General features: G+C 31.8%; 18 protein-coding genes and 15 tRNA genes. 24 read left to right on the top strand and 9 right to left on the bottom strand.

Annotated features, from left to right (window positions below; genetic code table 11):
* Positions 1 to 117 precede the first annotated feature (117 nt).
* From NMK29_RS00900 to NMK29_RS00890, 3 genes are read left to right on the top strand one after another with little or no spacing between them, the layout of a single operon-like run.
* Positions 118 to 1,002: an rRNA adenine N-6-methyltransferase family protein gene (locus NMK29_RS00900; RefSeq protein WP_108805203.1), complete on the top strand. Its 885-nt coding sequence runs from the start codon at positions 118 to 120 to the stop codon at positions 1,000 to 1,002.
* A gap of 33 nt (positions 1,003 to 1,035) precedes the next feature.
* A complete protein-coding gene (locus tag NMK29_RS00895) occupies positions 1,036 to 2,346 on the top strand; it encodes a hypothetical protein (RefSeq protein WP_108805202.1) in 1,311 nt (436 codons plus the stop codon).
* Positions 2,347 to 2,365: 19 nt separating this feature from the next.
* Positions 2,366 to 3,670, top strand: a complete 1,305-nt coding sequence (locus NMK29_RS00890) for a hypothetical protein (protein WP_108805201.1) — start codon at positions 2,366 to 2,368, stop codon at positions 3,668 to 3,670.
* Here NMK29_RS00890 and NMK29_RS00885 read toward each other — a convergent pair.
* From NMK29_RS00885 to NMK29_RS00850, 8 genes are all read right to left on the bottom strand, one after another.
* Positions 3,662 to 4,570: a 2OG-Fe dioxygenase family protein gene (locus NMK29_RS00885; protein WP_108805200.1), complete on the bottom strand. Its 909-nt coding sequence runs from the start codon at positions 4,568 to 4,570 to the stop codon at positions 3,662 to 3,664. The genes NMK29_RS00890 and NMK29_RS00885 overlap by 9 nt on opposite strands.
* Positions 4,567 to 7,284, bottom strand: a complete 2,718-nt coding sequence (locus tag NMK29_RS00880; protein WP_108805199.1) for a DEAD/DEAH box helicase — start codon at positions 7,282 to 7,284, stop codon at positions 4,567 to 4,569. The genes NMK29_RS00885 and NMK29_RS00880 overlap by 4 nt, the downstream gene beginning before the upstream one ends.
* A 12-nt stretch (positions 7,285 to 7,296) precedes the next feature.
* Positions 7,297 to 9,201, bottom strand: a complete 1,905-nt coding sequence (locus NMK29_RS00875; RefSeq protein ID WP_199915071.1) for an AAA family ATPase — start codon at positions 9,199 to 9,201, stop codon at positions 7,297 to 7,299.
* A 115-nt stretch (positions 9,202 to 9,316) separates the two neighbouring features.
* Complete coding sequence (locus NMK29_RS00870) at positions 9,317 to 10,126, bottom strand: ABC transporter ATP-binding protein (protein WP_108805198.1); 810 nt, start codon at positions 10,124 to 10,126, stop codon at positions 9,317 to 9,319.
* Between the two features lies 1 nt (position 10,127).
* On the bottom strand, positions 10,128 to 11,096 hold the full coding sequence (locus NMK29_RS00865) for an ABC transporter permease (RefSeq protein ID WP_108805197.1): 969 nt from the start codon (positions 11,094 to 11,096) through the stop codon (positions 10,128 to 10,130).
* Positions 11,096 to 12,649: a phosphate ABC transporter substrate-binding/OmpA family protein gene (locus NMK29_RS00860; protein ID WP_027395299.1), complete on the bottom strand. Its 1,554-nt coding sequence runs from the start codon at positions 12,647 to 12,649 to the stop codon at positions 11,096 to 11,098. Before NMK29_RS00860 ends, NMK29_RS00865 begins: the two co-directional genes overlap by 1 nt.
* Positions 12,650 to 12,671: 22 nt before the next feature.
* Positions 12,672 to 13,685: a hypothetical protein gene (locus NMK29_RS00855; protein ID WP_027395298.1), complete on the bottom strand. Its 1,014-nt coding sequence runs from the start codon at positions 13,683 to 13,685 to the stop codon at positions 12,672 to 12,674.
* Positions 13,686 to 14,366 (bottom strand): hypothetical protein, encoded by a 681-nt coding sequence (locus tag NMK29_RS00850; protein WP_027395297.1) that lies wholly within the window; start codon positions 14,364 to 14,366, stop codon positions 13,686 to 13,688.
* Between the two features lie 1,460 nt (positions 14,367 to 15,826).
* On the opposite strand from NMK29_RS00850, the gene NMK29_RS00845 reads away from it, so the two are divergent.
* The 12 genes from NMK29_RS00845 (at position 15,827) to NMK29_RS00790 (ending at position 17,468) form a co-directional block, all read left to right on the top strand.
* A tRNA-Lys gene (locus NMK29_RS00845) sits at positions 15,827 to 15,899 on the top strand.
* 6 nt (positions 15,900 to 15,905) lie between these two features.
* Positions 15,906 to 15,992: transfer RNA gene (locus tag NMK29_RS00840), tRNA-Ser, on the top strand.
* Positions 15,993 to 15,999: 7 nt separating this feature from the next.
* Positions 16,000 to 16,072, top strand: a tRNA-Asn gene (locus tag NMK29_RS00835).
* A gap of 4 nt (positions 16,073 to 16,076) precedes the next feature.
* Positions 16,077 to 16,149 (top strand) — tRNA-Cys (locus NMK29_RS00830).
* A 9-nt stretch (positions 16,150 to 16,158) separates the two neighbouring features.
* A tRNA-Tyr gene (locus tag NMK29_RS00825) sits at positions 16,159 to 16,241 on the top strand.
* Positions 16,242 to 16,258: 17 nt separating this feature from the next.
* Positions 16,259 to 16,329 (top strand) — tRNA-Trp (locus tag NMK29_RS00820).
* A gap of 47 nt (positions 16,330 to 16,376) precedes the next feature.
* A tRNA-Asp gene (locus NMK29_RS00815) sits at positions 16,377 to 16,449 on the top strand.
* A 73-nt stretch (positions 16,450 to 16,522) separates the two neighbouring features.
* Positions 16,523 to 16,660, top strand: a tRNA-OTHER gene (locus NMK29_RS00810).
* Positions 16,661 to 16,668: 8 nt separating this feature from the next.
* Positions 16,669 to 16,742: transfer RNA gene (locus NMK29_RS00805), tRNA-Pro, on the top strand.
* 250 nt (positions 16,743 to 16,992) lie between these two features.
* Positions 16,993 to 17,065: transfer RNA gene (locus NMK29_RS00800), tRNA-Leu, on the top strand.
* A gap of 127 nt (positions 17,066 to 17,192) precedes the next feature.
* A tRNA-Arg gene (locus tag NMK29_RS00795) sits at positions 17,193 to 17,264 on the top strand.
* Between the two features lie 132 nt (positions 17,265 to 17,396).
* A tRNA-Ile gene (locus tag NMK29_RS00790) sits at positions 17,397 to 17,468 on the top strand.
* Between the two features lie 40 nt (positions 17,469 to 17,508).
* Here the strand turns inward: NMK29_RS00790 and NMK29_RS00785 are convergent.
* Complete coding sequence (locus NMK29_RS00785; RefSeq protein ID WP_108805195.1) at positions 17,509 to 18,366, bottom strand: bile acid:sodium symporter family protein; 858 nt, start codon at positions 18,364 to 18,366, stop codon at positions 17,509 to 17,511.
* Between the two features lie 82 nt (positions 18,367 to 18,448).
* On the opposite strand from NMK29_RS00785, the gene NMK29_RS00780 reads away from it, so the two are divergent.
* From NMK29_RS00780 to NMK29_RS00740, 9 genes are all read left to right on the top strand, one after another.
* A tRNA-His gene (locus NMK29_RS00780) sits at positions 18,449 to 18,526 on the top strand.
* A 3-nt stretch (positions 18,527 to 18,529) separates the two neighbouring features.
* A tRNA-Phe gene (locus tag NMK29_RS00775) sits at positions 18,530 to 18,602 on the top strand.
* Positions 18,603 to 18,623: 21 nt separating this feature from the next.
* Complete coding sequence (locus NMK29_RS00770; RefSeq protein ID WP_027395294.1) at positions 18,624 to 18,944, top strand: hypothetical protein; 321 nt, start codon at positions 18,624 to 18,626, stop codon at positions 18,942 to 18,944.
* A gap of 27 nt (positions 18,945 to 18,971) precedes the next feature.
* Positions 18,972 to 19,136, top strand: coding sequence for a hypothetical protein (locus NMK29_RS00765; RefSeq protein ID WP_159092335.1), 165 nt, complete (start codon positions 18,972 to 18,974; stop codon positions 19,134 to 19,136).
* Positions 19,137 to 19,295: 159 nt separating this feature from the next.
* Positions 19,296 to 19,622 (top strand): DUF6331 family protein, encoded by a 327-nt coding sequence (locus NMK29_RS00760; RefSeq protein ID WP_027395293.1) that lies wholly within the window; start codon positions 19,296 to 19,298, stop codon positions 19,620 to 19,622.
* A gap of 127 nt (positions 19,623 to 19,749) precedes the next feature.
* A tRNA-OTHER gene (locus NMK29_RS00755) sits at positions 19,750 to 19,819 on the top strand.
* A 492-nt stretch (positions 19,820 to 20,311) separates the two neighbouring features.
* Entirely contained in the window at positions 20,312 to 21,412 is a 1,101-nt protein-coding gene (locus NMK29_RS00750) for a slipin family protein (protein WP_108805486.1), read from the top strand.
* Between the two features lie 457 nt (positions 21,413 to 21,869).
* Positions 21,870 to 22,460: a DUF3575 domain-containing protein gene (locus tag NMK29_RS00745; protein ID WP_108805194.1), complete on the top strand. Its 591-nt coding sequence runs from the start codon at positions 21,870 to 21,872 to the stop codon at positions 22,458 to 22,460.
* Positions 22,461 to 22,529: 69 nt separating this feature from the next.
* The gene (locus NMK29_RS00740) at positions 22,530 to 23,042 is read left to right on the top strand and encodes an RNA polymerase sigma factor (RefSeq protein ID WP_027395290.1); all 513 of its coding nucleotides are present in this window, start codon (positions 22,530 to 22,532) and stop codon (positions 23,040 to 23,042) included.
* Positions 23,043 to 23,078: the final 36 nt, after the last annotated feature.

Genomic DNA, 23,078 nt, shown 5'->3' with positions numbered 1-23,078 from the left:
AAGAATACCCTACCCCTATTTTTAGTTATTTTAAAGTTTTTTCATTTTTATGTTTTCTAGCTATTCATATCTTTAGATCACTAATCACTATATTTACTAAAAACAATCATTAAAAGAATGAAAGACAAATTATTTGAGGAAGTAATTGACAATTATGATGCATTAAAATATAGCTTGCTAAAAGCGCAAACTTTTGATGAATCTCATTTTGGTTTTCCAGAAATCTATTATAAGATTATGGAAACGGATAAGCAACGTGTAGATGCGTTTCATAAAGCTTTTCAACTTAATAATAATTTTAAGGATGCTACGGTTTGTGAAATAGGTGTAGGAACATTGCCACTTACTAAACTATATATGCCTTTTGTAAAAAAAGCATATCTAATTGAAAATAATCCTGATCTGATTCCTTTTATAAATAAAGAAATTGCCAAATATCCTTGGGCAGATAAAGTAGAAGTAATCTATGCTGATGCGCTAACTGTAGATTTACCTGAAAAAGTAGATTTTGTTGTTGGCGAGTTAATGAGTATTTACTGTGCTAATGAATTTCAGGTGCAGATTTTTCAGCATATGAGAGATTTCTTAAAACCTGGAGGGAAATTGTTTCCGAATCGAATTGTAAATTTTGCACGGTTATGTGAAGCAGAGATCGACTCGGACGTGCATCACTACCCGGTTAACTTTACTAGACACCAACCTATGTTTTTAACTCAGCAGTTTTTGGTTAATGAAATCGAACTATTAAAAGAAAAAAAACAAGGTGTAAAACTTAGTTTTTCTGTTCCAGTGTTATTCTCAGGAACTATAAATGCACTGTATTTAGAATCTTATGTAGAAGTGACAGAAGGCTCTAATTTTACAGGTACTGATAGTTTAATGCCTCCGACAGTATTGAAAACCACTAATACTCAAGAAGTAAAAGCAGGAGATTTGGTTCATATAGATTTTAGTTTTGATTATGGTTCTTCTTTGGATGACATTAGTTGTGTGTTGTCTTAATTTTTATCAAAGTGTCATTTAATAGTCTAATCAATGATATTTGATAAAATTCTTTCATTTCTTTTTGGGATTAAGAAATCTAAGTTTGAGATTACTAAAAAGGAATTAGAAAGCATAGATAATCCGACTATTAATAAAGAAGATAGTCAAGAAGAAAATACTATAAATGTAGATACTACTCCTTTCTTTAAAGGAAGTTTTTCCGCATTGTCAGATACTATTTTTAAAGAAGCTACAGAAAAATTTAAAATCAATAGATATAATTATTGGGCACCGAAATTTACAAGCTTAAAATCTTATAAATTTTTATCGGAACAACAGGTTTCTTTTAAAAGAGACTTTCTTTATTGGATTGCCAATGAAATTATCAACTTAGAAACAGCTCCTGAAGCATCTGTCCATAAATTAAAAAGTCAATATCTAAATGAAATATTAAACCTCTTATTAAGATTTAACCTGCATTTTAAGGAAAACGATTTTAAATATTTTATGAACCTTTGGGTAGAATATCCTACTTATGTTACAATAGGTTCTATAACCTCGAGGTTACGAGCAAAATCCGAAAAGAATGGTATCAGTGAAGAGTTTTATAATTATCTAAAATTATTTCTAAAAAGCCCAAGGTTTAACAATCATTTCTATTCCTATTACAAAACTGCTAGAAATACCATACAGAAAATACTCCATACATATACTAGCGACAAAGAAGAAAACCACCCTTTGTTTTTGTTAGTTTCAGACCCTTTTGCTGATTACATAAATAAATTTCTAAAAAATAGTAATCAAAAAGAGCAAGATGCTTATTGCATAATATTCAAAACTTTCGAGACTAATAAAGAATTTTATAATCCATTTAAATTACTCGTTTTAGTTCAAAAACATATAGATGTAATTGGTGAGAATGTTTACAAAAGGCAAATAATAGAATTTATAAAAAAAGCTTCTATCTTTAAACCTAAGATGAGTAATTTAAGAGTCGAAAAAGTTACTTATAATTCTGGTTTAGAAGTTCAATACAATTGTCAATACATAAAAAAAGAAAATATCAGTATTTTAAAAAGTATGATTTTATCACTTGCGACTTTTAATAATAAAAAAAGTCTAATCCCTCATCTCTTAAAAATTATAAATCGTTCTTTTTCTAATGCAAAAGCCCTTAGATTAGGAGAAACTTCTCAATCTTTAGGGAAATTATGTATATACACATTAGCTTTTCAATACGATCAGAAAGGGAAGGAAGAACTGAATAAACTATATCAAGAAACTACCTATAAAGGTATTAAGAATGAAATATTAAAGTATTCAAAAATACTGGAAGAAAGTAATGGAATAGGTCTAATATAAAATAGTTTTACCATCATTAATGTCTAATAATATCAATAAAATACTATCGTTTTTTGGACTAAAAAAACCTCTACAAATAACAGAAGAAGAACTAGTACACATTAACTCTGACACACTAACTGACGAAAAAAGAATTGTAGAAATTATAGATTTGGATAGTATTAACACAGATATATCTCAAATTGAAGAATTATTGTTTGATATCTATGAAGAAGCTAAAATGATCTCTAATTATGAGGATAATGATCTTTATAAAATTGGTTTTAACTCATTAGAACATTATAAAAAATTAATCACATCACACCCAGAAATTAAAAAGCAGTTTTTCTATTTTATCACACCAGAGATATCCCAAAAAGATCGATCAAAACGCATAAGGTTTATAGAAACTAAATCAGAGATTCCCGAAAATTTTAAACGCGCTCTCGGTCAACTTGTTCTTAATTCCAAAATGAGATTGAACAATACAGATTTTACGCATTTCTTTCAACTATGGAAAAATACTTATCCCTACTATTATCCGTTACGTCCTTTATTACGTCAACTACAAAAATATTCTACAGATCATAAAATAAGTCCAGAACTTAATACTTGCTTACATTCTTTTTTACGTTCTAAATCCATACAATACTTACCTATCAAAGAGTATATGGAAGCTAAAAGCACTATTCATAGGATAATTCTAGAAAATAGTAAAATAAGCTTAGTTCCTTCGGCATATGTTTTTCAATTATTACCAGATTCATTCGGAACACATGTAAACAAACTACTTTCTGGCATGAATGAAAAATATCAACATAATTTTTCTAAAATTCTAAAAATTCTTTGCCATACAATCGACCAAAATACACTACAACAAATCAATACGTATATTGATAATACAGACGAAAATAAATTTGATGTTTTTCTATATAATATCATTCGTAAATCTTCTTATCTAAAACTAAGAAGCGTTACATTAAGAAATAAAGTCTACAATTCTAAGGATGATATATATGGCACTTATGAACAAGTATACATAGAGAATATTGACATAATAAAGGGTTTAGTATCTCTTGCTGGTATTAGAAAACACCAAAAATGTGTCAAATTTATTACAACCATTTTAGAACGCTGTTTTGGTGTAACATTAGGTACTAATTATGGTACTACATCTCGATCATTAGGTATTATATGTATTCAGACACTTGCCAATAAATTCGATATAGAAGGAAAAAATGAATTGCGCAAATTATATCAAAAGACTAGTTTTAAACTTATCAAAAAACAAATAGAAAAAGAATCAAAAATACTAGAAGAGACAAATGGAGAATCGTTACTCTAAAATATCCATATCAAATCCAATAATATCTCGTATTCCAGGTTTTGAAATGTCTTCTGGTTCAATAGGAGTTACGTAATGCCAAAGGTCATTGCCGAAAGTAAATTCCTCTCCTGTATCCGCCTGAAAAATAAACTCTCCGGGATCTAAAACTTTATTATAAATAAGTTCATTGTTACTTGCATCTGTTTTTTCATAAATCTGACTCTCTGCTCCTACTATATTTTGTCGATTTACTACCAATGCAGACATTATATACTGAGCACCATCTTCATGTACTCCTTCTGGGGAATTTTCCCCTTTTATCTTTTCTTTAGAAATAGTTCTCATAAAATGACTGGTGATCTGGATTTTTCTAACCTCTGGATGAATCTTTTTTACCAAACCAGCCATTCTTTTTAACAATTCAAAAAACAATTTGTTCTCTACAGCATTTCTACTAGCCTGTTTAAAAACACGTTTCCACACTCTAAAATCATCTACATCTTGTTCAAAACCTCGCTCTACTATTCTTTCTACAAAATACTGATCATCCCAAATTTCAATCAAAAAAGTAGCAATGTTGCGTTGTCTTGTAATTGTGGATAACTGATCAAATTCTTGTTTTTGATTCTCATCTAATTGCTCTATCCAATATGCTAAAGCATCTATTGATTGTGTCCCTTCAAAATAGGGTTTATGAAGTTTCTCAATAGCATCCGAGTCCGAAGAAAAACTTGCCTTCAAAAAAGTGATTTGTTTGCTTCTTACTAAATATACATCATCTTGTAATGTAGAAAAAAAAGGTCTAAAAAAGTGAAGAAAAGAACTTACATCTATTCTTAAATCTGCAACGCTACCAACTCGAATGGGTGATTTAATAGTTCTGCCTATTTGCTTTGATATTTCTTTTTCAGTAATCATTTCTTAATTCTAACTTTCTTTGCAATATGATCCAAACATGCCTCCTTATTATGCAACCAGTAAGCGTACGGTATCGTTATAATAGGTATTTGTGTTCTAAAGAGTGTTTTGTATTGTTCTATGGAAAACGTTTTTTCTAAGGTTCCTGGATATCCAACCAAATCAATACATACCGTTCTTTGGTTAAAAGTTACTAAAATATCCATTATATATCCAGCTAATAAATAATTGACAATAATATCTTCTTCTTGGATTCCTAATTGAATTAATTCTTCGTGTACTTCTATTGCAAAATTATCAATATATTCTTCCGCTCGATTATGTTGATGATGTATTCTAGTCTCTGATAGGTAATCAATTAATAAATGTTTATTCTTAAAATTCTTAGGATCAAAAGAATAATACAAAAACTGTTTTTGTTTAGCACGAGTTATACTTACATTAAATACATCTTCTCTATCTAAATACTGAAAAACAGAACTGCTTATGTTGTTATCAATGGTAAATGTGATATACATTTGATCACGTTCCTCTCCTTGAAATTCGAAAGGTGTTCCAACGGCTATTTTGTGTTTCTTTATCGCGGCAAGATCATATTCTTCTATCTTATTCTTTAGGTAATTCACCTGATCTCTAAAAGGAGAAAGAATACCTATTGTGGTTGCTACGCCAACCGCAACCTGAATTTCCTGATCAATTATTTGTTGTACATCTTCTAAAATTTTGTTAGCCTCGCTAAGATTAGTCCCATCTTTTAGTTTTTCGCCTTCACAAAAAATCCAATGTACCGCAGAAGATTTATGATGAATTTGTAAATCTGACATCACCTTTAACTTATCAAAATAAAATTTCTGATTACTATATCGGATAATACTGGGAACACTGCGATAATGTTCATCAAGAAAATGAATATTACTGTTAGAAGGAAGTCGTTCCATGGCATAATCTAAGAAACTCGTTTCCCTGTAATTCATTACATCCTCTCCCTTTATCAGACCGTAATTATTGGCAGTATTTTCCATTACCTGTCTAGATAAAAAAGAAACATGTCTTAGTTGTTTTGGATCACCAACCACTACCACTTTTTTAGCTCTAGCCAATACAGGAATCATCGTAGTAATATCACATTGGGAAGCTTCATCTATAATAGCTACATCAAAAATATCATTTTCTAATGGAAACACATCACTAACATCTGTTGACTTTGTAATCCAAATAGGTAAGCATTGTAATACTGATATAAAATTGATATCCTGAAATAAACGATCTCTTTCTACAACATCTTTAGTTTTTACAAGCTTTAATAGTTGAGAAAAAGTTCGATCTTTCTGTAATAAATTAGAAATTTTATCTTGGTATTTTAAAGAAATGATCTCTTTGATCAACTTATTTCTCTGATGAATATAATGATCCAACAATTCTATTAACTGCCAAAAAGGATATTCTTCTAATACTTTTTTAGAGACATATTTTCGTTTTAATCTTTTAAAAAAAGAAGGTTTGTGATCCAAAAACAGCTCAGCATTCTTAATTTCTCTACCTTCTCTTTCCTGTATTTCTTCACTTATCTCCTTTATTTTATTTTTAGCATAATCAATTTCAGCTTGCTTTTTAGGAATAAAATAATCCCCTCCAGATTTTCTAAATCTGGTAATTGATTCTATTTTCTTTCTTAAAGTAGCGCGATGACTTCTACCAGAACCTGCTCTAATAGAAAGACCTTTTACTCCTAAATCTTGTATAATTTTATCTTGGAGTACATCTATTGCTTGATCAGATTTAGAACAGATCAATACACTTTTATTATGGTATACTTGATCTAGAGCTAGTGAAGCAATTGTATACGATTTACCAGTTCCTGGAGGACCAATTACAACAGTAATATCATTTGATTTTACAGCCTGAATAATATCTAATTGTGACTCACTAAGATTAGAAGGCACATATACAGCTTCTCTCGATTTAGTTTCTTTATCAACATCTACTATTCTTCTGGAAAAGAAACCTCTAAGTGTATCATTAAATAAATGTCTTTCTTTTATCTCATCAATTTCATGTAAAACATTTCTGCTAGATTTTGATTTCTCGACAATACCCAAAGCAATTGCGGGAAGTAATTTTAATGAAGATGATTTTAAATGACTTCTTAGTTTTTCTCCAGAGATAAGCTCAGGCAAGTCTTCTAGAGCAATTGTATCAATTTTTATATACTCTCTTAGCTTTCTGGCAACTTCGCGAATATCTTGTTTGCCCGGTTCCTGATCATTAATCAATGATTTTATCTCCAAGACAAACGAATCATCAAGATTAAAATTAGATTTCAGCACATTCAATAAAGCATCATTTGCTCTATTTTCTTCAAAATTATAATTGATATGATATAATGCTTCATTATTAATTTCTAATGAAGCTGGAGTAATAATTAAGGGAGCACATATTGTTCTCTTTTTACCTAAGAAGGTTAGCTTTCCGGTAATAAAAAAACTACAGGCAACAAATGTCTTTTCTTTTCTATGGATTTCGAGATACTTATACAACTCTTCTCCAAAATCTGTTTTCATAAAGACAGAATCCTCTTCACGATATAACTGATCAATACTACTTAGAAAGAATCGCTTGTGAACTTTTGTTCCTAAAAAATTTAATATATCATTATCCCTAAATTCTTGCTTATAACAATCCTGATAGTACGATAGTACTTTTTCTATATGCATATCCTACTAAAATTAAGCTTCTTCTTCATCCTTCTGAAATCTTAAATAATCATCTACCGTTTGATTAATCGGTGGGATATCATCCTCTATGATTGTCTTTAATAATTCTTCGGTAAGTGGAGTTATGGATACAATACGGTTCGCTTGGTATTCTATAATTTTTTCAAACAAATTTCTAGCAACTCTAGCGTTACCGAAACTTTTATGCCTTTTTTCGTATAGTTTATCAAAAATGAACTCTAATTTTTCCTTTGCTTCATCTGCCAATACAAAATCATTCTTGCCACAAAACAATTCAAAAATACCAATGAGTTCTTTAGGCTTATAATGATCAAACGTAAAGTATCTATTAAATCGTGATTGTAATCCAGGGTTCGATTCAATAAATTCTTCCATCTCATCTGGATATCCCGCAGCAATAACAACCAATTGATCTCGATGATCTTCCATCTTTTTTAGCAATACCTCTACAGCTTCATTACCAAAATCCTTTTTATTATCCTTTGCCAGAGAATATGCTTCATCAATAAACAACACTCCATCTAGCGAAGTCTTTACTACCTCTTCTACCTTTAATGCAGTTTGACCTACATACCCAGCTACCATTCCTGTTCTATCTGTTTCTACAAGATGTCCTTTTTCTAAATATCCTAAATGTTTATATATTTTAGACACCAAACGTGCTACTGTTGTTTTACCAGTTCCTGGAGGTCCCATAAAAACCGAATGTAATGAGTTATTTACATTCTTAAGCCCCTTTTCTTCGCGTAGCTTTTGTACCTTCAAAAAGTTAGATAATTCTTTTACAGAAGTTTTGATATTGTCTAGACCAATTAACTCATTCAATTCATCCATCACATCATCTAAGGTTTCATTTTCATCGATCTCTGTTTGCTTTACTCCTTCTAATTTTTCTTTAGGATGTTGTAATTTACTATTGATCTTCTTCAGTAAGGCTGTCTCTTCCTCAGAGATTGTCCCATCCGCTTTAGTTATCAAAGAAGCTATTCTATATAAAAATGATGCTGAATTAGCAAAATGCTGACTATCCAATCGCTTTAAAAGTGATGGTAATAAAAATTCATTCTTATATTCATTGCCTAAATCAAAAAGACTAGCTGTTTTAATTACTTCTATGTTTTCATCAAACTTTTCTGATTGAACAAATTTGTTAATCCGTTCTATAGACAAAGAAGCTATAATATCATTTCCCTGAAGCTTCTCAAACATAAATGCTAATAAAAATTTCACCTTAGCATCTGCAACCGTATTTTTTTTATCACTTAGCGGATATATCATATTGAATACCCTAATGATGTCCTGAAGAATTACATGTTCTGCCTTAAACTCAATAGCATCATCTGTTTTATGAACGATAGCATTAATCGTATTAGAAAAACGCTTGTTATTATTTAAGTCTTCTGCCAAATTCTGAATCTTCTCTCCTTCGTTTTTTAGAATTTGTAGAAACTCATAATCGATATCAAAATCTTGAGTTGTATCTTCTTTTTGGTTTACGAAATCTTTAAACTTATTGGTAAAATCAGAAAGATTTTTTTTCTCATCTTTCTTGGTTAATAACAAATCATCTACCAAATTATTAAGTAACGTAATCTGCTCCTTAGGAAAAGCACTAAACTTGACATCTAGAAACACATCCTTAACTAGTAGAATCTTGTTATCCGCAAAATGAATATGTTGTGTAGTAATAATAAAATCTAATTCATCAATTGACTCTTTTAAAGAATATAACACTAACAAATCTTCATCCTTTATTCTCAGCGTTGGAAATGCAGAAGAAATAGATAATATCTTTAATGGATTAACCGATTTTCCTTTAAAAAAAGAAGCTTTATGCTCCTGACTTAATTTTGAAAAAAACTGATCTGTGGCTTTATGGTATTTTCTGTTAGTCATACGTAGTAAATTCTCTATAAGTTTTGATGTCACACTGAGCTTGTCGAAGTGTTACGATCGCAATAGCCTTCGACAAGCTCAGACTGACATTCAATATATCTGAAAAAACTCTCTTTTAACTCCCAGCATCAATCTGCATCATTGCATCTTCTACTTGGTGTACCAATTCGTCAAAATGAGCTAATCGCTTCGTTTCTCTATTTCTATTAAATGGTAAATCAATATCTATATGCTTAACAAAATTAGACGGCGCATGTTTCATTATATAAATATCATCTGCTAAGTATACCGCTTCTTGTATATCGTGAGTAACAAATAAAATTGTAGGACTAAACTTTTCCCAAATACCGATTAGTAAATCTTGCATTTGTAAACGTGTCTTAATATCAAGTGCTCCAAAAGGCTCGTCCATCAATAAAATTTCTGGATTAGACATCAAACTACGGGCTATGGCTACACGCTGTAATTGTCCCCCAGATAATGTAGGATATTGTGCATACTTCTTTTGGTGACCATCTAATCCAACTAACTGGATCATTTCCATAGCTTTTTCATCACGTTCCTTCTTAGAAACACCTTTAAAACGTAATCCCAAACCAACATTATCCAACACAGTCATCCAAGGCAAGGATGAATATTGCTGAAACACCATGCTTACCCTATTTTCTTTACTTACTGGTTTTCCTTTGACTAACACCGTTCCTGCAGTTGGCTCTTGCAATCCCGCAATATATCTCAGCAAAGTTGACTTACCACATCCGGACATTCCTAATATGACAGAAAACTGCCCTTGCATTGGTTTGTCCTCTACCAATAAATCTAAGTTCTCTATAATTTTGGTTTTTCCTCCATCGTATGATTGAGAAATCCCTCTAAGTTCTATAACATTAGGAGCCTGAGGAGTATCTGTAAACTGTAATGCCATATTAATGTTTGTTTCCTTTATTTATGTGTTTATACGGAAATAATATTCTATCGATCATTACAAACAATCGATCTTGTAATATCCCTATAACCACTATGATAATTAGTATAGCAAAAGCTTTATCTATTCTACTTTGTCTTTTCGCAGTCCAAATTAATTCTCCTATTCCTCCTCCTTTGTTCAACATCTCTACAATAGTGATATATGTCCAAGAAATAGCTGTTAATACTCTGATATCATCGATAATCTTAGAGAATACATATGGAATATATACAGTTCTGATCGTTTGCCAAGATGTTGCTCCCAATGTAAAAACAGTATTAAGATATACATTCTGGACTTCATCAATCCGCTGGATGACGACAGGTATCAGATATACTATAATACCGAATGCTAGAAAAGATACTTTCATATCGCTTCCTAATCCCAGCCACATAATAAAAATCCCAGTCACCGCAGTCAATGGAATAAAACGATAAGAGTTTATAATCTGACTAAATAATCCTCGAAATAACGGAATCAAACCTAATAAAAAACCAATAGGTATAGATACAAGGATTGCTACCAGATATCCTAAAAAATTTAATTTAATAGAATAAAAAGTATTTCCTATTACATCATCGTTTTTATTTAGATCAGGAAAAGCTTTAATCACTTTAATCGGTGATGGTAGTAAAGGATATACCTTGTTTTTCTTTAATCCGAATGTTGTTAACTCTTCAAGACTCATTTGCTCTAGAGCATCATAACTAGCAACTAACAGCGAATCGTTTTCGTAGTATTTTCTTTCGCTTTGAGCGATCTTAGAAATGTCTATAGACTCATCTTGTGTAATTACTGAGGTAGATAAAACTTCGGCCAATAAAAACCATAATCCAATTAGAATCAAAGCACCAATCACAGTAAGAATGGCTTTATCCTTTGATTCTAAATTTCCTCTAAGTTCAAACAGTTTTTTGATCCCTACCATTAGTCTACAACCAGTTCAAAATCTGTTCTTCTGTTCTTGGACTTACAATCTGCATTTTGATTTCTTTCGCATCCAGGAACTGGTTTATCTGGACCATTTCCTAAAATAATAAATCTGTTCGTTGGCATGCTGTGTTGCTGGATCAAATAATCTGCAACTGATTGCGCTCTTTTCTTAGATAGTGCAACATTAGGACCTCTAGATCCAACATTATCAGTATTTCCTTCAATCCTAATACGTGCGTTCGCAAATGCTTTTGCGATTGGCGTAAACTGAAGATCTATTAATTGTTTAGAATTTTCATCTAATTGAAACTCTCCAGTTCTAAAACTAATACTTACTTTTTTTGACGAAAGCGATTCTTTTTTCTCCAATGTTTTATCAACTGCAGTAAACTGCTTTTGTTGTTCGGCATTATGAGAAGCACCAGATAGCGATGTTTTATTTACTAAATCCTTAGTAGAAAGTAATCTCCAACTTTTTGCACCAGCAGTACTATATCCAAGATTATTATATTTCACTTTCATTTTATTATACAAATCCTCTCCTGTAACACCTGTATAATTTGAGTTCAACCCAAAGAAATCTTTGTTATCTCCATGAGTAGCTAATCGTACATTATTTATAGCGTCATAACAGAAATCTTCTGGCTGCGACAATCCTTCTGCAAGTATCTTCGCCGCTTTTCTCTTATTGCTATCAGAATTGTTTAATTCTGAAGCTCCAATCATCCAACCTTCATATAAATCTTGTAATTGCTCTTTATGTGTTTCTATAAATTCTTTTTTAGAAACAAATACGTCAGCAATAATATGTGTTGCATTCTTAGTGCTTTCTAATACTTTAGAACCTGCTACTTTTGCTACACAATCCGCATCATCCGGACTCCAAACAACAGCGGCATCAACAGTATTACTTTTAAAAGAATCAGCAGCATCAATTGCACTTGGTACTTCTACCAACTGAACATCTTTGGTCGTCATATCACTAGCTTCCAATAACCAAATTAAAAAAGAATGTGATGGTGTCATTGGCGCTACGGCTATTTTCTTACCTCTAAGATCACTGACCTTATTAATTCCTCTTGCTGCTACAATAGCATCTCCTCCACGACTCCAATCTGCCTGGAACACAACTTGTGGTTGGTATTGCGATAACCCTTCTACTTCTGTCGGGAACGCATCAATTGTTGCCCACATTAGATCTATAGAACCATTTTTAAATGCATCTCTAGAAGCATCAAAGTCATCAATAACTTCGAAGTTTACCTTAAATCCATAATCTTTATAGAATCTCGATGCTGTATTGGCTTTAAATCCTTCGTTGAAATACTGTCCTCCAGCATATCCTCCCCAAGTTACTACCCCTACATTAATAACATCTTTATATCCTTCTTTTGTTTCTCCTTTATCAGAAGAAGAAGTTAGTTCTTCTATTTTTTCTTTAGCCTCTGGGTTATTTCTTACAAATTTATTTAGTAAAAAATATAGTCCTCCAATAATGAGCACTACAATTAAAATTTTTGAAAACGGTGTTAATCTTCCTTTTGCCATGATTTTTGATTAGTGTTATTTTTTAATCCTCAAAATTAAATAAGTCTGAGTATTGATTATTTTGGGTTTTAGTTTTAACTATAGGTGCATCCAGATCTACACTATGTTGATCATGCACTAACAGGTCTTTTTGATTTCCAAGAATAAGAGAAACTCCTTCATTCTCCCATTTCTCAAGTAATTCTAAACCTTCTTCTTCGAATATTCCATTCTGTAAATCAATAGAATCCATGAAGTTATTAGACATTTCCATAAAACGCTCCATCTCTCCTATCTTCATACTTACATCATCAGCTATTGCTTCTAATGCGCGATCAAACATTTCCTTCTTGTCATTATTTCCTGCAATAATGTTCATTGCAGATTTCATTGCAGAATGTCCAGCTCTTACTGCTTTTCTTTCTTGCTCCTTAACCATCACTTGATCCTCTATATCTTCCAATAATATCTCTGAATTCTCGTACATCTTAACTAAAACTCTATATAAGATTTCCATCTTCTTATAAAGTTCATCTAATTTCATATTAGATTCTTTTAATCTACCAGCTTTTCTAGATTTAAGAATCATAATCCCTTTCTTATCTCTTTCTTTTGCAGCACTTGCTAGCTTTAGATTGTTATTGATATTCTTCTTATTATCATATATAATGGTTTGCAAACGTTTCATCTGTCCTTTTAGAACAGCAATTTGCTTATTCATCTTCTTTAAGTTACTATGAAGATCATCAATATAACTTTTAAGAATTCCTATCGGATCAATCTGTATAAAAAGACCTGTTAACCAACGCATAAAAGATTTATACATATAGAAAATAAGGTTTCTCATCTTAGGATCTAATACAATATATATTAATGCCCCTAATACAGCTAATAAAACTCCTAGGTATAATGTATTTTCTACAATATTAATTAGAAAGGGAAGTACTTTATACAATCCGTATAATCCACCAGCTCCTAAAAGTCCCATAAATAACATCCCGGTTTTACCTTCGGGTCTTTTCCAAAATGTTTTTGGTTTCAATGAGTTGTTGTCCATTTATTTTAAGTATTTCTGCATTTTAACAATATCTTCTTCGAACTGAGCTTTTAGATGACTGTAAGATACCTTAAAATCATTTTGTGTTTTATTAATCTTACTATTACTCTCTTCTACTTTAGCTTTTAAATCACCGATCTGTTTTTGGTGTTTCGCAATTTCTTCTGTTAGCTTTTTAATTTGCTCTGATTTTTCTTTTATGATTGATTCAAACTGAGCAATCTCTCTTTCTCTACCTGATACCTTGCTGTCAAATTGATTTTTAAAAGCGCCTATAAACTGCTCATTTTCTTTATCTAAAACTCCTATATAAAAATTAGTAGTTTGTAAAAGCTTATCTAAGGTAACTCCCATTGTTGATGCAGTGGCAAATGCAGAACGATATTTCGTCGCTTCATCCATTGGCATTTTCTCCAACGCTTTTAGAGATTTTTTATATTCTAAATAATCAAAACCATCTAGATTATTTTTCTCTATAGCTTGTAATAACTTTTCTACGATTTTAGTGTCCAAAACTCCTTCTGAGGAAGAACTTATTGGATTATTAGGAAGCGGCGGTGGTGTTGAAGCGGCTGGCTTTTTATCCGAACTTACATCAGCTTTTTCAGATGATCCAGAAGTCTCTTTATTCTCTTCTTCAGAATCATCTACTATAAATAAGGACTTTAAATTTTTTAGCATGGTTAGTGAATTTAAACAAATTTAAAAAAATAAGTGTTTTTAGAAGGACCTAAGATAAGTATTTCCTTATATACCTTTATAATATAGGTATCATCTAGCATCAAAATGTTACAATTATTATTTTTTCAATCATTTTACTATACGGTCCCAAGCTATTTTAAGCCCAAATAATAAAGCCAAGAAAAACAACAGTAAATATTGAAACCTTCCTACGAAGAATACACCAAAAAACATTCTCTGTAGGACATATGTTATTATGAACGTTATTATAATAATTATGAATAGTCCTGATAACTTTCCGAAACCAGGAATTCGAGACATAGGGATCGTTTTATTTATAATAACTAAGGCTACAATCATGAATAATAATGGAACAAAGTATGTTACCAAATCAAGTTGTAATAAATTAATTTTTAGAAAGAAAAAACTATAAAGAAGTAAAACCAAAGATAACAAGCCTGGTATTGTTACCGCATAAATTAAAATTCCGTAGAAATAATTAATAGGTGGTTTAAAATTCGACGGCTTTACAAAAAGTAAACCGATTAAAGTGCACGCTAAAATAATTGCAAAATAACCTAATAATAAATTAGGGTGATTGCTGAACCAATTTAAAAAGTCTTGTACCGTCATTATTGATAAAAATACAAATATAGTTTTATATAATACTTTTTTGCTTTTTAAAGAAAAATTGCTTAAATTCATTCTAAACTAGAGGATTAAATATAAAAAACGCAAATGAAATTTGGTTAATACCTCTAGATTATCCAATATTTGCATAACAAATGACAAGAAATAGAGCACATATTAACCCGAAATCGCTGTTTAGTCAGTGTGATTATCGATGGATAGTAGAATTATCCAATCGAAACCGGACGTTATGTGGCTATTTTAATCCTTAAATTATGAAGTGATTTAGATAAAACCCATATAAATAACAAGCGTCCAAGAAATTGGACGCTTTTTTTATTAAAAAAAAATCAAAAAATGTTTAAAAGTTAATTAGTACATAAAGAATAACATTTGGAAAGTAAGCATCAGAGAGACAGACGATTGCCAAAATATCCAAAACTTGTTGAAAAACGAGCAGGGATTCCTATACCTAAAAACAAATATAACTAATTGATTATCAATAAAATAAGTCTTAAAAATGTTTGGAGATTTAAAAAAAGTTTTGATCTTTGCATCGTAATCAAAGTGCAACTAAATATCAATATTGATTACATAGTTACTAAAACAAATAAATTAAAATGATACCGAATAAGTTACAACATAGTATTACCCGTCTCTTTAGCAAGCAAGGAGAATATTGTTCCGATTGGAATATATATGGTGTCTATTATATAGAAAGGAAACGTATGCGATTATAAACCGACATACAACCACAAGATATATAAAGGCGCCCGAATAAGGCGCCTTTTTTTATTTACATAGTTCATTGACATACTGAAAACCAAAATTGACACGTAGCTTAATTGGAAAAGCACTCGACTTTTAATCGAGGTGATGTGGGTTCAAATCCCTCTGTGTCAACTTTAAGGAGGATAGGCAAATATTGGTTTGTTGCGCTTGTCTGCTAAACAAGTCTGTCTAATCACAGTGAAGGTTCAATTCCTTTGTCCTCCGCAATACTGATACTATAGCTTAACTGGTAAAGCTAAGAGCTGTTAACTCTTAAGATGTGGGTTCAAATCCTACTGGTATCGCTAAGACAAGGTGGCTGAATGGTTAAGGCTACGGACTGCAACTCCGTTTTTTACAGGTTCGATTCCTGTTCTTGTCTCTAAAAAATGGAAGTATTGAGCAATTGGTTGGCTCACCAGACTGTAAATCTGGTCTCTTCGGAGCTTGTAGGTTCGAGTCCTACTACTTCCACTAAATATAATAATAAGGCGCTTTTAGTGTAATGGTAGCACAAAGGTCTCCAAAATCTTTAATCTGGGTTCAAATCCTAGTAAGCGCGCTAAATACAAATTATAAAATTAAAGACTCCTATCTATTTAGGAATATAGTATCGTAGCACAGTGGCTAGTGCACCCGACTGTCTCTCGGAAGGTCGCGGGTTCGAATCCCGTCGGTACTGCAAAGCAGGATTCGGGATGAGAAGTTTATCCTGAGCTAGGTGGAAGGGAATCCCGTCGATACTGCTAAAAAACGGAAGAGCAAGCCAATAGGTGGTGGCCGCAGTCTTGAAATAAGCTTGCGATTCAACGACACCAAAACGGCAATAGAAAACAGGAGTTAAAACTGTTAGGAGCTAATGACTCGTGTGGGTTCGACTCCCACTTCTTCCGCTATAAATCTGGGAAGATAACGGTGGTTTTGTTTACTCGCCTTGGACGCGAGAGGTCGCAGGTTCGAATCCTGCTTCTCAGACAAATTAACTCATTTTGAAACTAACAATAATGAGTTCAAGCCTAGACTCTCTAAGAAAACAGAGACAACTCTGTTTCTCGGTCTAAAGTTATATCTATGGTGTAATTGGAAGCACAAGGGATTTCTAATCCCTAAGTCTAAGTTCAAGTCTTAGTAGATATACAAATGCTCTGTTCGTATAATGGTTTAGTACACCTCACTTTCTATGAGGAAATAGGAGTTCGATTCTCCTACAGAGTACAATTTTAATGCAGGAATGGCGGAACGGCATACGCGCTTGACTTAGAATCAAGATCTTGAGAGTTCGAATCTCTCTTCCTGTATAAATGCTCCGCTAGCCCAAATGGCAGAGACAGGCGAGAAAAAGCAACGCTTTATCGAAGATTGCGAGCGAAGCTCAGGTTTAAACCCGGTTCAGTCTAAGTTCGAATCTTAGGTGGAGTACAAGAAAGGCTCATGGTGTAAATGGAAGCACCCAAGGTTACGACCCTTGAAGTATAGGTTCGACTCCTATTGAGCTTACAAACTAACCTGTGATGTAACGGCAGCATCCAAGACTTTGACTCTTGGTGTAAAGGTTCGAAATGCCAAGCATTCACAAGTACAAAATTATCAAATATTGACCTAATGAGTAATCCTTTCAGGTCATCAAACTAAGGTATAACTCAGTGGCAGAGTGCCGCGGCTATATCGCGGAAGTCTTGGGTTCGATTCCCAATGCCTTAGTTACTATCAATTCATAAAAAGAAGGTCAATATATAGTACTTTATTTTTTACTATTTCGAATACCAAAAAATATTGCGATCCCACCTGTAAAAAACATTAACAGACTATATACGGCTGGAGCAATTGCAAAAGAAGTATTATGAAGTATAGCAATTGCAACGGTTATCGCCAAAGTACCATTTTGAATACCAGATTCTATTCCGATAGATATGGCGCCTTTTTGATGAACACGAAATAGCTTTGCAGAATAATAACCAATAGCCATTGTCAAAATATTCAATAATAAAGCGACAAGACCAGCTTCTTTAAAATAAAAAATGAAATTGTCTTTCTCTTTAATAAGAATACCAACAATAACTAAAGCAAGTACCAATGCTGAAGCTATTTTTACCGGTTTAGCCATCTTTAATGCAAAAGACTCATTATACTTTCTTATGATCATGCCAATAGCAACAGGTATAATAATTATAACTAAAATCTGAATAATAGTTTCAATTACATTTAATTGAATAGTTTGATCCTCTGATAAAAAGTAAAGTAACGAAAAATTAACTATGAACGGTATCGTAATTATCGTTATCAAACTACTAAATGCTGTAAGCGTTACAGATAATGCAATGTCTCCTTTAGCTAAATGAGAAATCAAATTAGAAGTCGCTCCACCTGGACAGGCTGCTAATATCATAATTCCAATAGCTATTTCCGGTTTTAGCGATAGCACAGATGCTAACAGAAAACCTACAAGTGGTAAGACTATAAGCTGATTCGCTAAACCAACCAAAATTGCTTTAGGATAAATAAGTATTCTCTTAAAATCATCTATAACAAGAGATAACCCCATACCTAACATTATAATAAATAAGGATGCAGCTAAAACAATGGTCGATATATTATCCATAAAACTTGTTTTCTAATCTTACGGACTAATATAAAGAATTATTTATCAATACTCTGAAAATCAAATACTCTAAAATTAGAAAATGGTGTCTCTAGCTTATCTGGTAAAGCATCTCACTGTGAATGAGAAGAACAGGGTTCAAGTCCCGGAGTACACCCTAAAAGGAATAGTAGCAAAGTTGGTCAATGCGTCGGATTGAAGATCCGAAGATATAGGTTCAAATCCTATCTGTTCCACTAACAATTAAACTTTAAACTATGAAAAACAATCTATTACAAAGGTTTTTATGTAAAACTGAAGACACAGGAAGGTTCATAGTTCAATCCAAAATTACTGGTATTACCTATTTCGTAGAACCAATCGATAATGGCAAACCAGATAAGCTTTGGGGTGATCTAGACCCTGCTACTAAAAAGCTTACTGGTGATTACGGAAATTCTAGAAGAGGAGCTGTTAAAAAAGAAGATTCATTAATTCTGAAAGAAAATGGATTTAAGAACATCTCCATTTTTAAAGGAAGCCCTCTCGGAGAAATAGATAGGCGTGATCACGAATATGAACAATTAAACAATCCATAAATAACAAATGATGTAAAAACTAATATCATGAAAACACAACCAACGATTATCAAAAGAAAGGGAACAAATGGCTTACAACATTTACTTTTAAAATGGGCTACTATGTATATCAATAGTATGACCAAAGCGCTGTATCATGATACAGATACCCCAAGTAGTAAAAATGATCAAAATCGATTTTTTTACAAATAAATAATTACTACGCAAATACATTGCGCTCATATAATAAATATTTGCAGAGTAATTAAACAAACCCTCTTTTATAAGGGGTAAACAGATTAGGGTTTGTAGTAATGCCCTGCTATTAAGTGAGGGAAATAAATAGCAGGGCTTTTGATAAAAAACATGATTATGAGTACTAAAAAAATATCTAAAGTTATTGATATAGATCAATTCTTAGAAAACAATAAAGAATTTTGGAGAGATTTAGAAACATACTGTGTTGCTGAATGCTGTGGAATTGATGCTTTTGATTTTTCAAAAGAACATATAGAAAAAACTATTTCTTTTTATAATTCTAAAGACGTCCTATCCAATATAGATGAGACCATTTTATTTATAAATACAAATCCCTTAAAGCTTATGAGTAGTTCAATTTTGAACCATTGCGCTTCAAAAGAAAAATTTATTGAACTCTTTAAAAATATCAAGCAAGTCTTGTTGGGTGTTTCTGTATAGCACTATTGTATGAAGTATTGCAGATTTGTATGATCACTTCATATCCAACTTGCCTTGAAGGTTTGACTATTAACCAAATAATAGTCTCGACTCTGTAGGTCGTGGGTTCGACTCCCACTCTGCCTAAGGCAGATAGTTCAGTGGTTAGAACAACAGACTAGTTGGTTGTCGCGGGTTCGATTCCCGTCAAAGCGCCATTTGCTTTGTAGCTCAGTAGGTAGAGCACTACACTTTTAATGTAGCCAAAATGGACTCAAAATCCGTTTTCAAGAAGTTCGGGTTATCTTCTAAAACTAATCCACGGCTTGTCAGGCTGTAAAAATGACAAAAACGTTGACTAGTAGATCAGTTCTTATGCTACTCTAGGGATAAGAACAATCTTAAAGGTTCTTTGAGAAATTAAAAAGGTTGGTACTAAGAAGTAATTACTTTTTTGAGTCCAGATTTTAGAACAATCGTATTTTTTCTAATACTTATTCTTCTATCTCGATACTAAAAACTAATTGCAGAAAATATCACATATTATTTTCTCCGATCTGGAAAGATGATTTGCTGTCACCGTTTTTAACAAAAAAACAAACATCCTTAATACGTATAAAAGGAAATAGATAACACCTCCGTTACGGGATTATCGTCCAATTAATGTTGAATCTGTCTTTTTCAAATAAAAAGACATAAAAATGAAAAAAATGAAAAGAGTAAGAATCAATGCTGGCAAAGTAGGCTTGGTTTTCAGAAAAGGAGATTACAATCGTGTTATAACACAAGGAATCCATTGGTTAAGATTTAATGAGCGTGTTATTCAGTATGATTTATCTAAACCCTTTGCAGCTCCAATAGCACTGGAACTCTTATTAAAAGATACAGTGTTGGAAGATATGTTACACCTAATTGAGGTAAAGGATAATCAAATTGTATTGGTTTATGAGAATGGTAACTTTAAAAGTGTATTTTCTGCAGGTAGATACACACTTTGGAAAGGATTGTACGAATATGAGTTTACAACAGTAGATCTTAGTAAAATCTATATTACCGAGAAAATTGATAAATCTTTATTCAGCAATTACGCACTTAATAAATACATCCGAGTTTTTGAAGTTGCCGCGTATGAAAAAGCTGTACTCATTGTAGATGATGTATACGCTAAAACTTTAGGTAGTGGCACATATCGTTTCTGGAGAAATGATACAACTATCAAGATCGCTAAGGCAGATCTGCGTCAGCTACAGTTAGAAATAGCTGGTCAAGAATTATTGACAAAAGATAAAGCTGCAATTCGTATCAATTTCTACATACAATATAAAGTTGTAGATATTGAAAAAGCATTGCTTGATAATAAAGAATACGAAAAACAATTATACATCGCGATGCAATTAGCTCTTAGAGCTTTCGTAGGGAATTACACCTTAGATGAACTTTTGGAACGTAAAGATAGTATGGCAGAAGCTATATTGGAAACTACCAAAAATCAAACAAACAAACTAGGTGTAAGAGTATTGAATTGTGGTATTAGGGATATAATCTTAACTGGCGAAATGAAAGAAATCATGAACCAGGTACTAGTAGCACAAAAGAGAGCTCAGGCTAATATCATTACTAGACGTGAGGAAACAGCATCTACTAGAAGTTTACTGAATACAGCAAAACTAATGGAAGATAACGAAATGCTCTACAAATTAAAAGAAATGGAATATGTAGAGAAAATCGCTGATAAAATAGGTGAAATAACTCTATCCGGTAATGGTGGAATGGTAAAACAATTGAAAGACATATTCTCTGTGAATAGGTAGGTGTGAAAAAAAATGCACTGGTTATTATAATCAGTGTATTTTTTATTTTTAATAGGTAAATCTAAACTAGTAATTTTTAAACTTTCAGGTAAAAAAATAAAGGAAAACAAAAAAGAGCGTCTCCACGCTCTTTTTCTTCACACAAATCATCTTAATTTAGGGGCTTATTCTAAAATTAAAACTCACTTTTTATAAATGTTTTCATCTTGGGGGAAATGAAAACGCTAACTCATTAACTCTGGTGTAAAGATACAGTTATTTTTCAATTCACCAAACTTTTTATGTCTTTTATCTAAAAAAAATGTATTTAAACACGTTAAACAAATTTAAAAAACAATTTTTTGTAGTATTTTTCTTTCATTTTGTTGTTTTTAAAAATATATTAAAATGTAGGTAGGGTATCCTCTTTCTTTTTTGTTTTAGGGTTGTAATTTTTAACATATAAAGCAAAAAGTTGATGAGAAAAATAGTTTTAATCTTAACCTTTATGGTTTCATTACTACGTACTGGATACTCACAAGAAACGATTACGAGTAATCAAGATAAAATCGCAAGCGCTAATTATAAAAATAGTATCCGTTTACTTCCTCTATCAGCTTTATATGGAGAGATCAATTTTGAATATGAACGCATCCTAAAAAATAATTTCTCTCTATTGTTACAAGCATACGGAGATTTTTCAAATACTGATGTTGTATCAAATGGTACTCTAGTTCCGGAAAGTAATATCACAGCGTACGAGATAGGATTAGAAATTGGAGGTAGGTATTATTTTTCAAAACGTAAAAATGCTCCAAAAGGTTGGTTTATTGGTGCCGGAATCATTGGTGGATATAAGGAAGTAGATTATAATGCATCTATATTTAACCCTAGAGATTATAACACGGTTATGATTGGAGGTTCTATAAAAGGAGGCTATCAATGGGTTTTTAAATCTGGATTTACTATTGGCGCGGCCAATCGCATTCAATATACGCAGGAACTTTCAGGACCAATGAATACATATATAGATGTTTTGCCAGAAATATCTATAGGTTATTCTTGGTAATATTGTTAAATTAACAACTTTATATATTATTCATTGTAATCTTATAATTGACCTAAAATTTTATAAAGAATGCCTGAAAATGTAATTAGCGTATGTGATGAGAAAGTATACGAACAACTGTATAGAGAACACGCAGAAAAAATATGCTACTATCTATATTATAAATATGGTGATATGGAAAAAGCTCAAGATATTGTACAGGATAGTTTTGCAAAACTTTGGACTAATTGCTCTAAAATTATTTTTGGAGCGGCTAAAAGTTTTCTATACAAAATAGCTAATAATGCTTCGATCAACGATTATAAGCATCAAAAAACCGTACTAAAATATAAATCAACTGAACAAAAAACCTACACCAATGAATCTCCAGAGTTTCAGATGGAAGAAAAGGAGTTCATGCACCGTTTAAATTCTGCTATTGGAGGATTAAAAGATGGACAACGAGAGGTTTTTCTTTTAAATCGGATTGAAAAGAAAACATATAAGGAAATTGCAGAAATGCTTGACATTTCTGTAAAAGCTGTAGAAAAAAGAATGCATTTAGCATTAGTAGTTTTAAGAAAAAAAATAGGTAACGTATAAATTACATTGGAAAGTATTAAAGTTTCCTGTTAAAGG

It is taken from the genome of Aquimarina sp. Aq107 (assembly GCF_943733665.1).
GTDB lineage: Bacteria > Bacteroidota > Bacteroidia > Flavobacteriales > Flavobacteriaceae > Aquimarina.
This window is presented reverse-complemented; position numbering and strand designations above follow the sequence as displayed.

Excerpts from the sequence above, each read along its gene's own strand:
- NMK29_RS00890 (WP_108805201.1), top strand. The coding sequence starts at position 2,366 with ATGTCTAATAATATCAATAAAATACTATCGTTTTTTGGACTAAAAAAA.
- NMK29_RS00760 (WP_027395293.1), top strand. The coding sequence starts at position 19,296 with ATGAGTACTAAAAAAATATCTAAAGTTATTGATATAGATCAATTCTTA.
- NMK29_RS00885 (WP_108805200.1), bottom strand. The coding sequence starts at position 4,570 with ATGATTACTGAAAAAGAAATATCAAAGCAAATAGGCAGAACTATTAAA.
- NMK29_RS00740 (WP_027395290.1), top strand. The coding sequence starts at position 22,530 with ATGCCTGAAAATGTAATTAGCGTATGTGATGAGAAAGTATACGAACAA.
- NMK29_RS00900 (WP_108805203.1), top strand. The coding sequence starts at position 118 with ATGAAAGACAAATTATTTGAGGAAGTAATTGACAATTATGATGCATTA.
- NMK29_RS00765 (WP_159092335.1), top strand. The coding sequence starts at position 18,972 with ATGAAAACACAACCAACGATTATCAAAAGAAAGGGAACAAATGGCTTA.
- NMK29_RS00860 (WP_027395299.1), bottom strand. The coding sequence starts at position 12,649 with ATGGCAAAAGGAAGATTAACACCGTTTTCAAAAATTTTAATTGTAGTG.
- NMK29_RS00880 (WP_108805199.1), bottom strand. The coding sequence starts at position 7,284 with ATGCATATAGAAAAAGTACTATCGTACTATCAGGATTGTTATAAGCAA.
- NMK29_RS00855 (WP_027395298.1), bottom strand. The coding sequence starts at position 13,685 with ATGGACAACAACTCATTGAAACCAAAAACATTTTGGAAAAGACCCGAA.
- NMK29_RS00750 (WP_108805486.1), top strand. The coding sequence starts at position 20,312 with ATGAAAAGAGTAAGAATCAATGCTGGCAAAGTAGGCTTGGTTTTCAGA.
- NMK29_RS00875 (WP_199915071.1), bottom strand. The coding sequence starts at position 9,201 with ATGACTAACAGAAAATACCATAAAGCCACAGATCAGTTTTTTTCAAAA.
- NMK29_RS00745 (WP_108805194.1), top strand. The coding sequence starts at position 21,870 with ATGAGAAAAATAGTTTTAATCTTAACCTTTATGGTTTCATTACTACGT.
- NMK29_RS00770 (WP_027395294.1), top strand. The coding sequence starts at position 18,624 with ATGAAAAACAATCTATTACAAAGGTTTTTATGTAAAACTGAAGACACA.
- NMK29_RS00785 (WP_108805195.1), bottom strand. The coding sequence starts at position 18,366 with ATGGATAATATATCGACCATTGTTTTAGCTGCATCCTTATTTATTATA.
- NMK29_RS00870 (WP_108805198.1), bottom strand. The coding sequence starts at position 10,126 with ATGGCATTACAGTTTACAGATACTCCTCAGGCTCCTAATGTTATAGAA.
- NMK29_RS00850 (WP_027395297.1), bottom strand. The coding sequence starts at position 14,366 with ATGCTAAAAAATTTAAAGTCCTTATTTATAGTAGATGATTCTGAAGAA.
- NMK29_RS00865 (WP_108805197.1), bottom strand. The coding sequence starts at position 11,096 with ATGGTAGGGATCAAAAAACTGTTTGAACTTAGAGGAAATTTAGAATCA.
- NMK29_RS00895 (WP_108805202.1), top strand. The coding sequence starts at position 1,036 with ATGATATTTGATAAAATTCTTTCATTTCTTTTTGGGATTAAGAAATCT.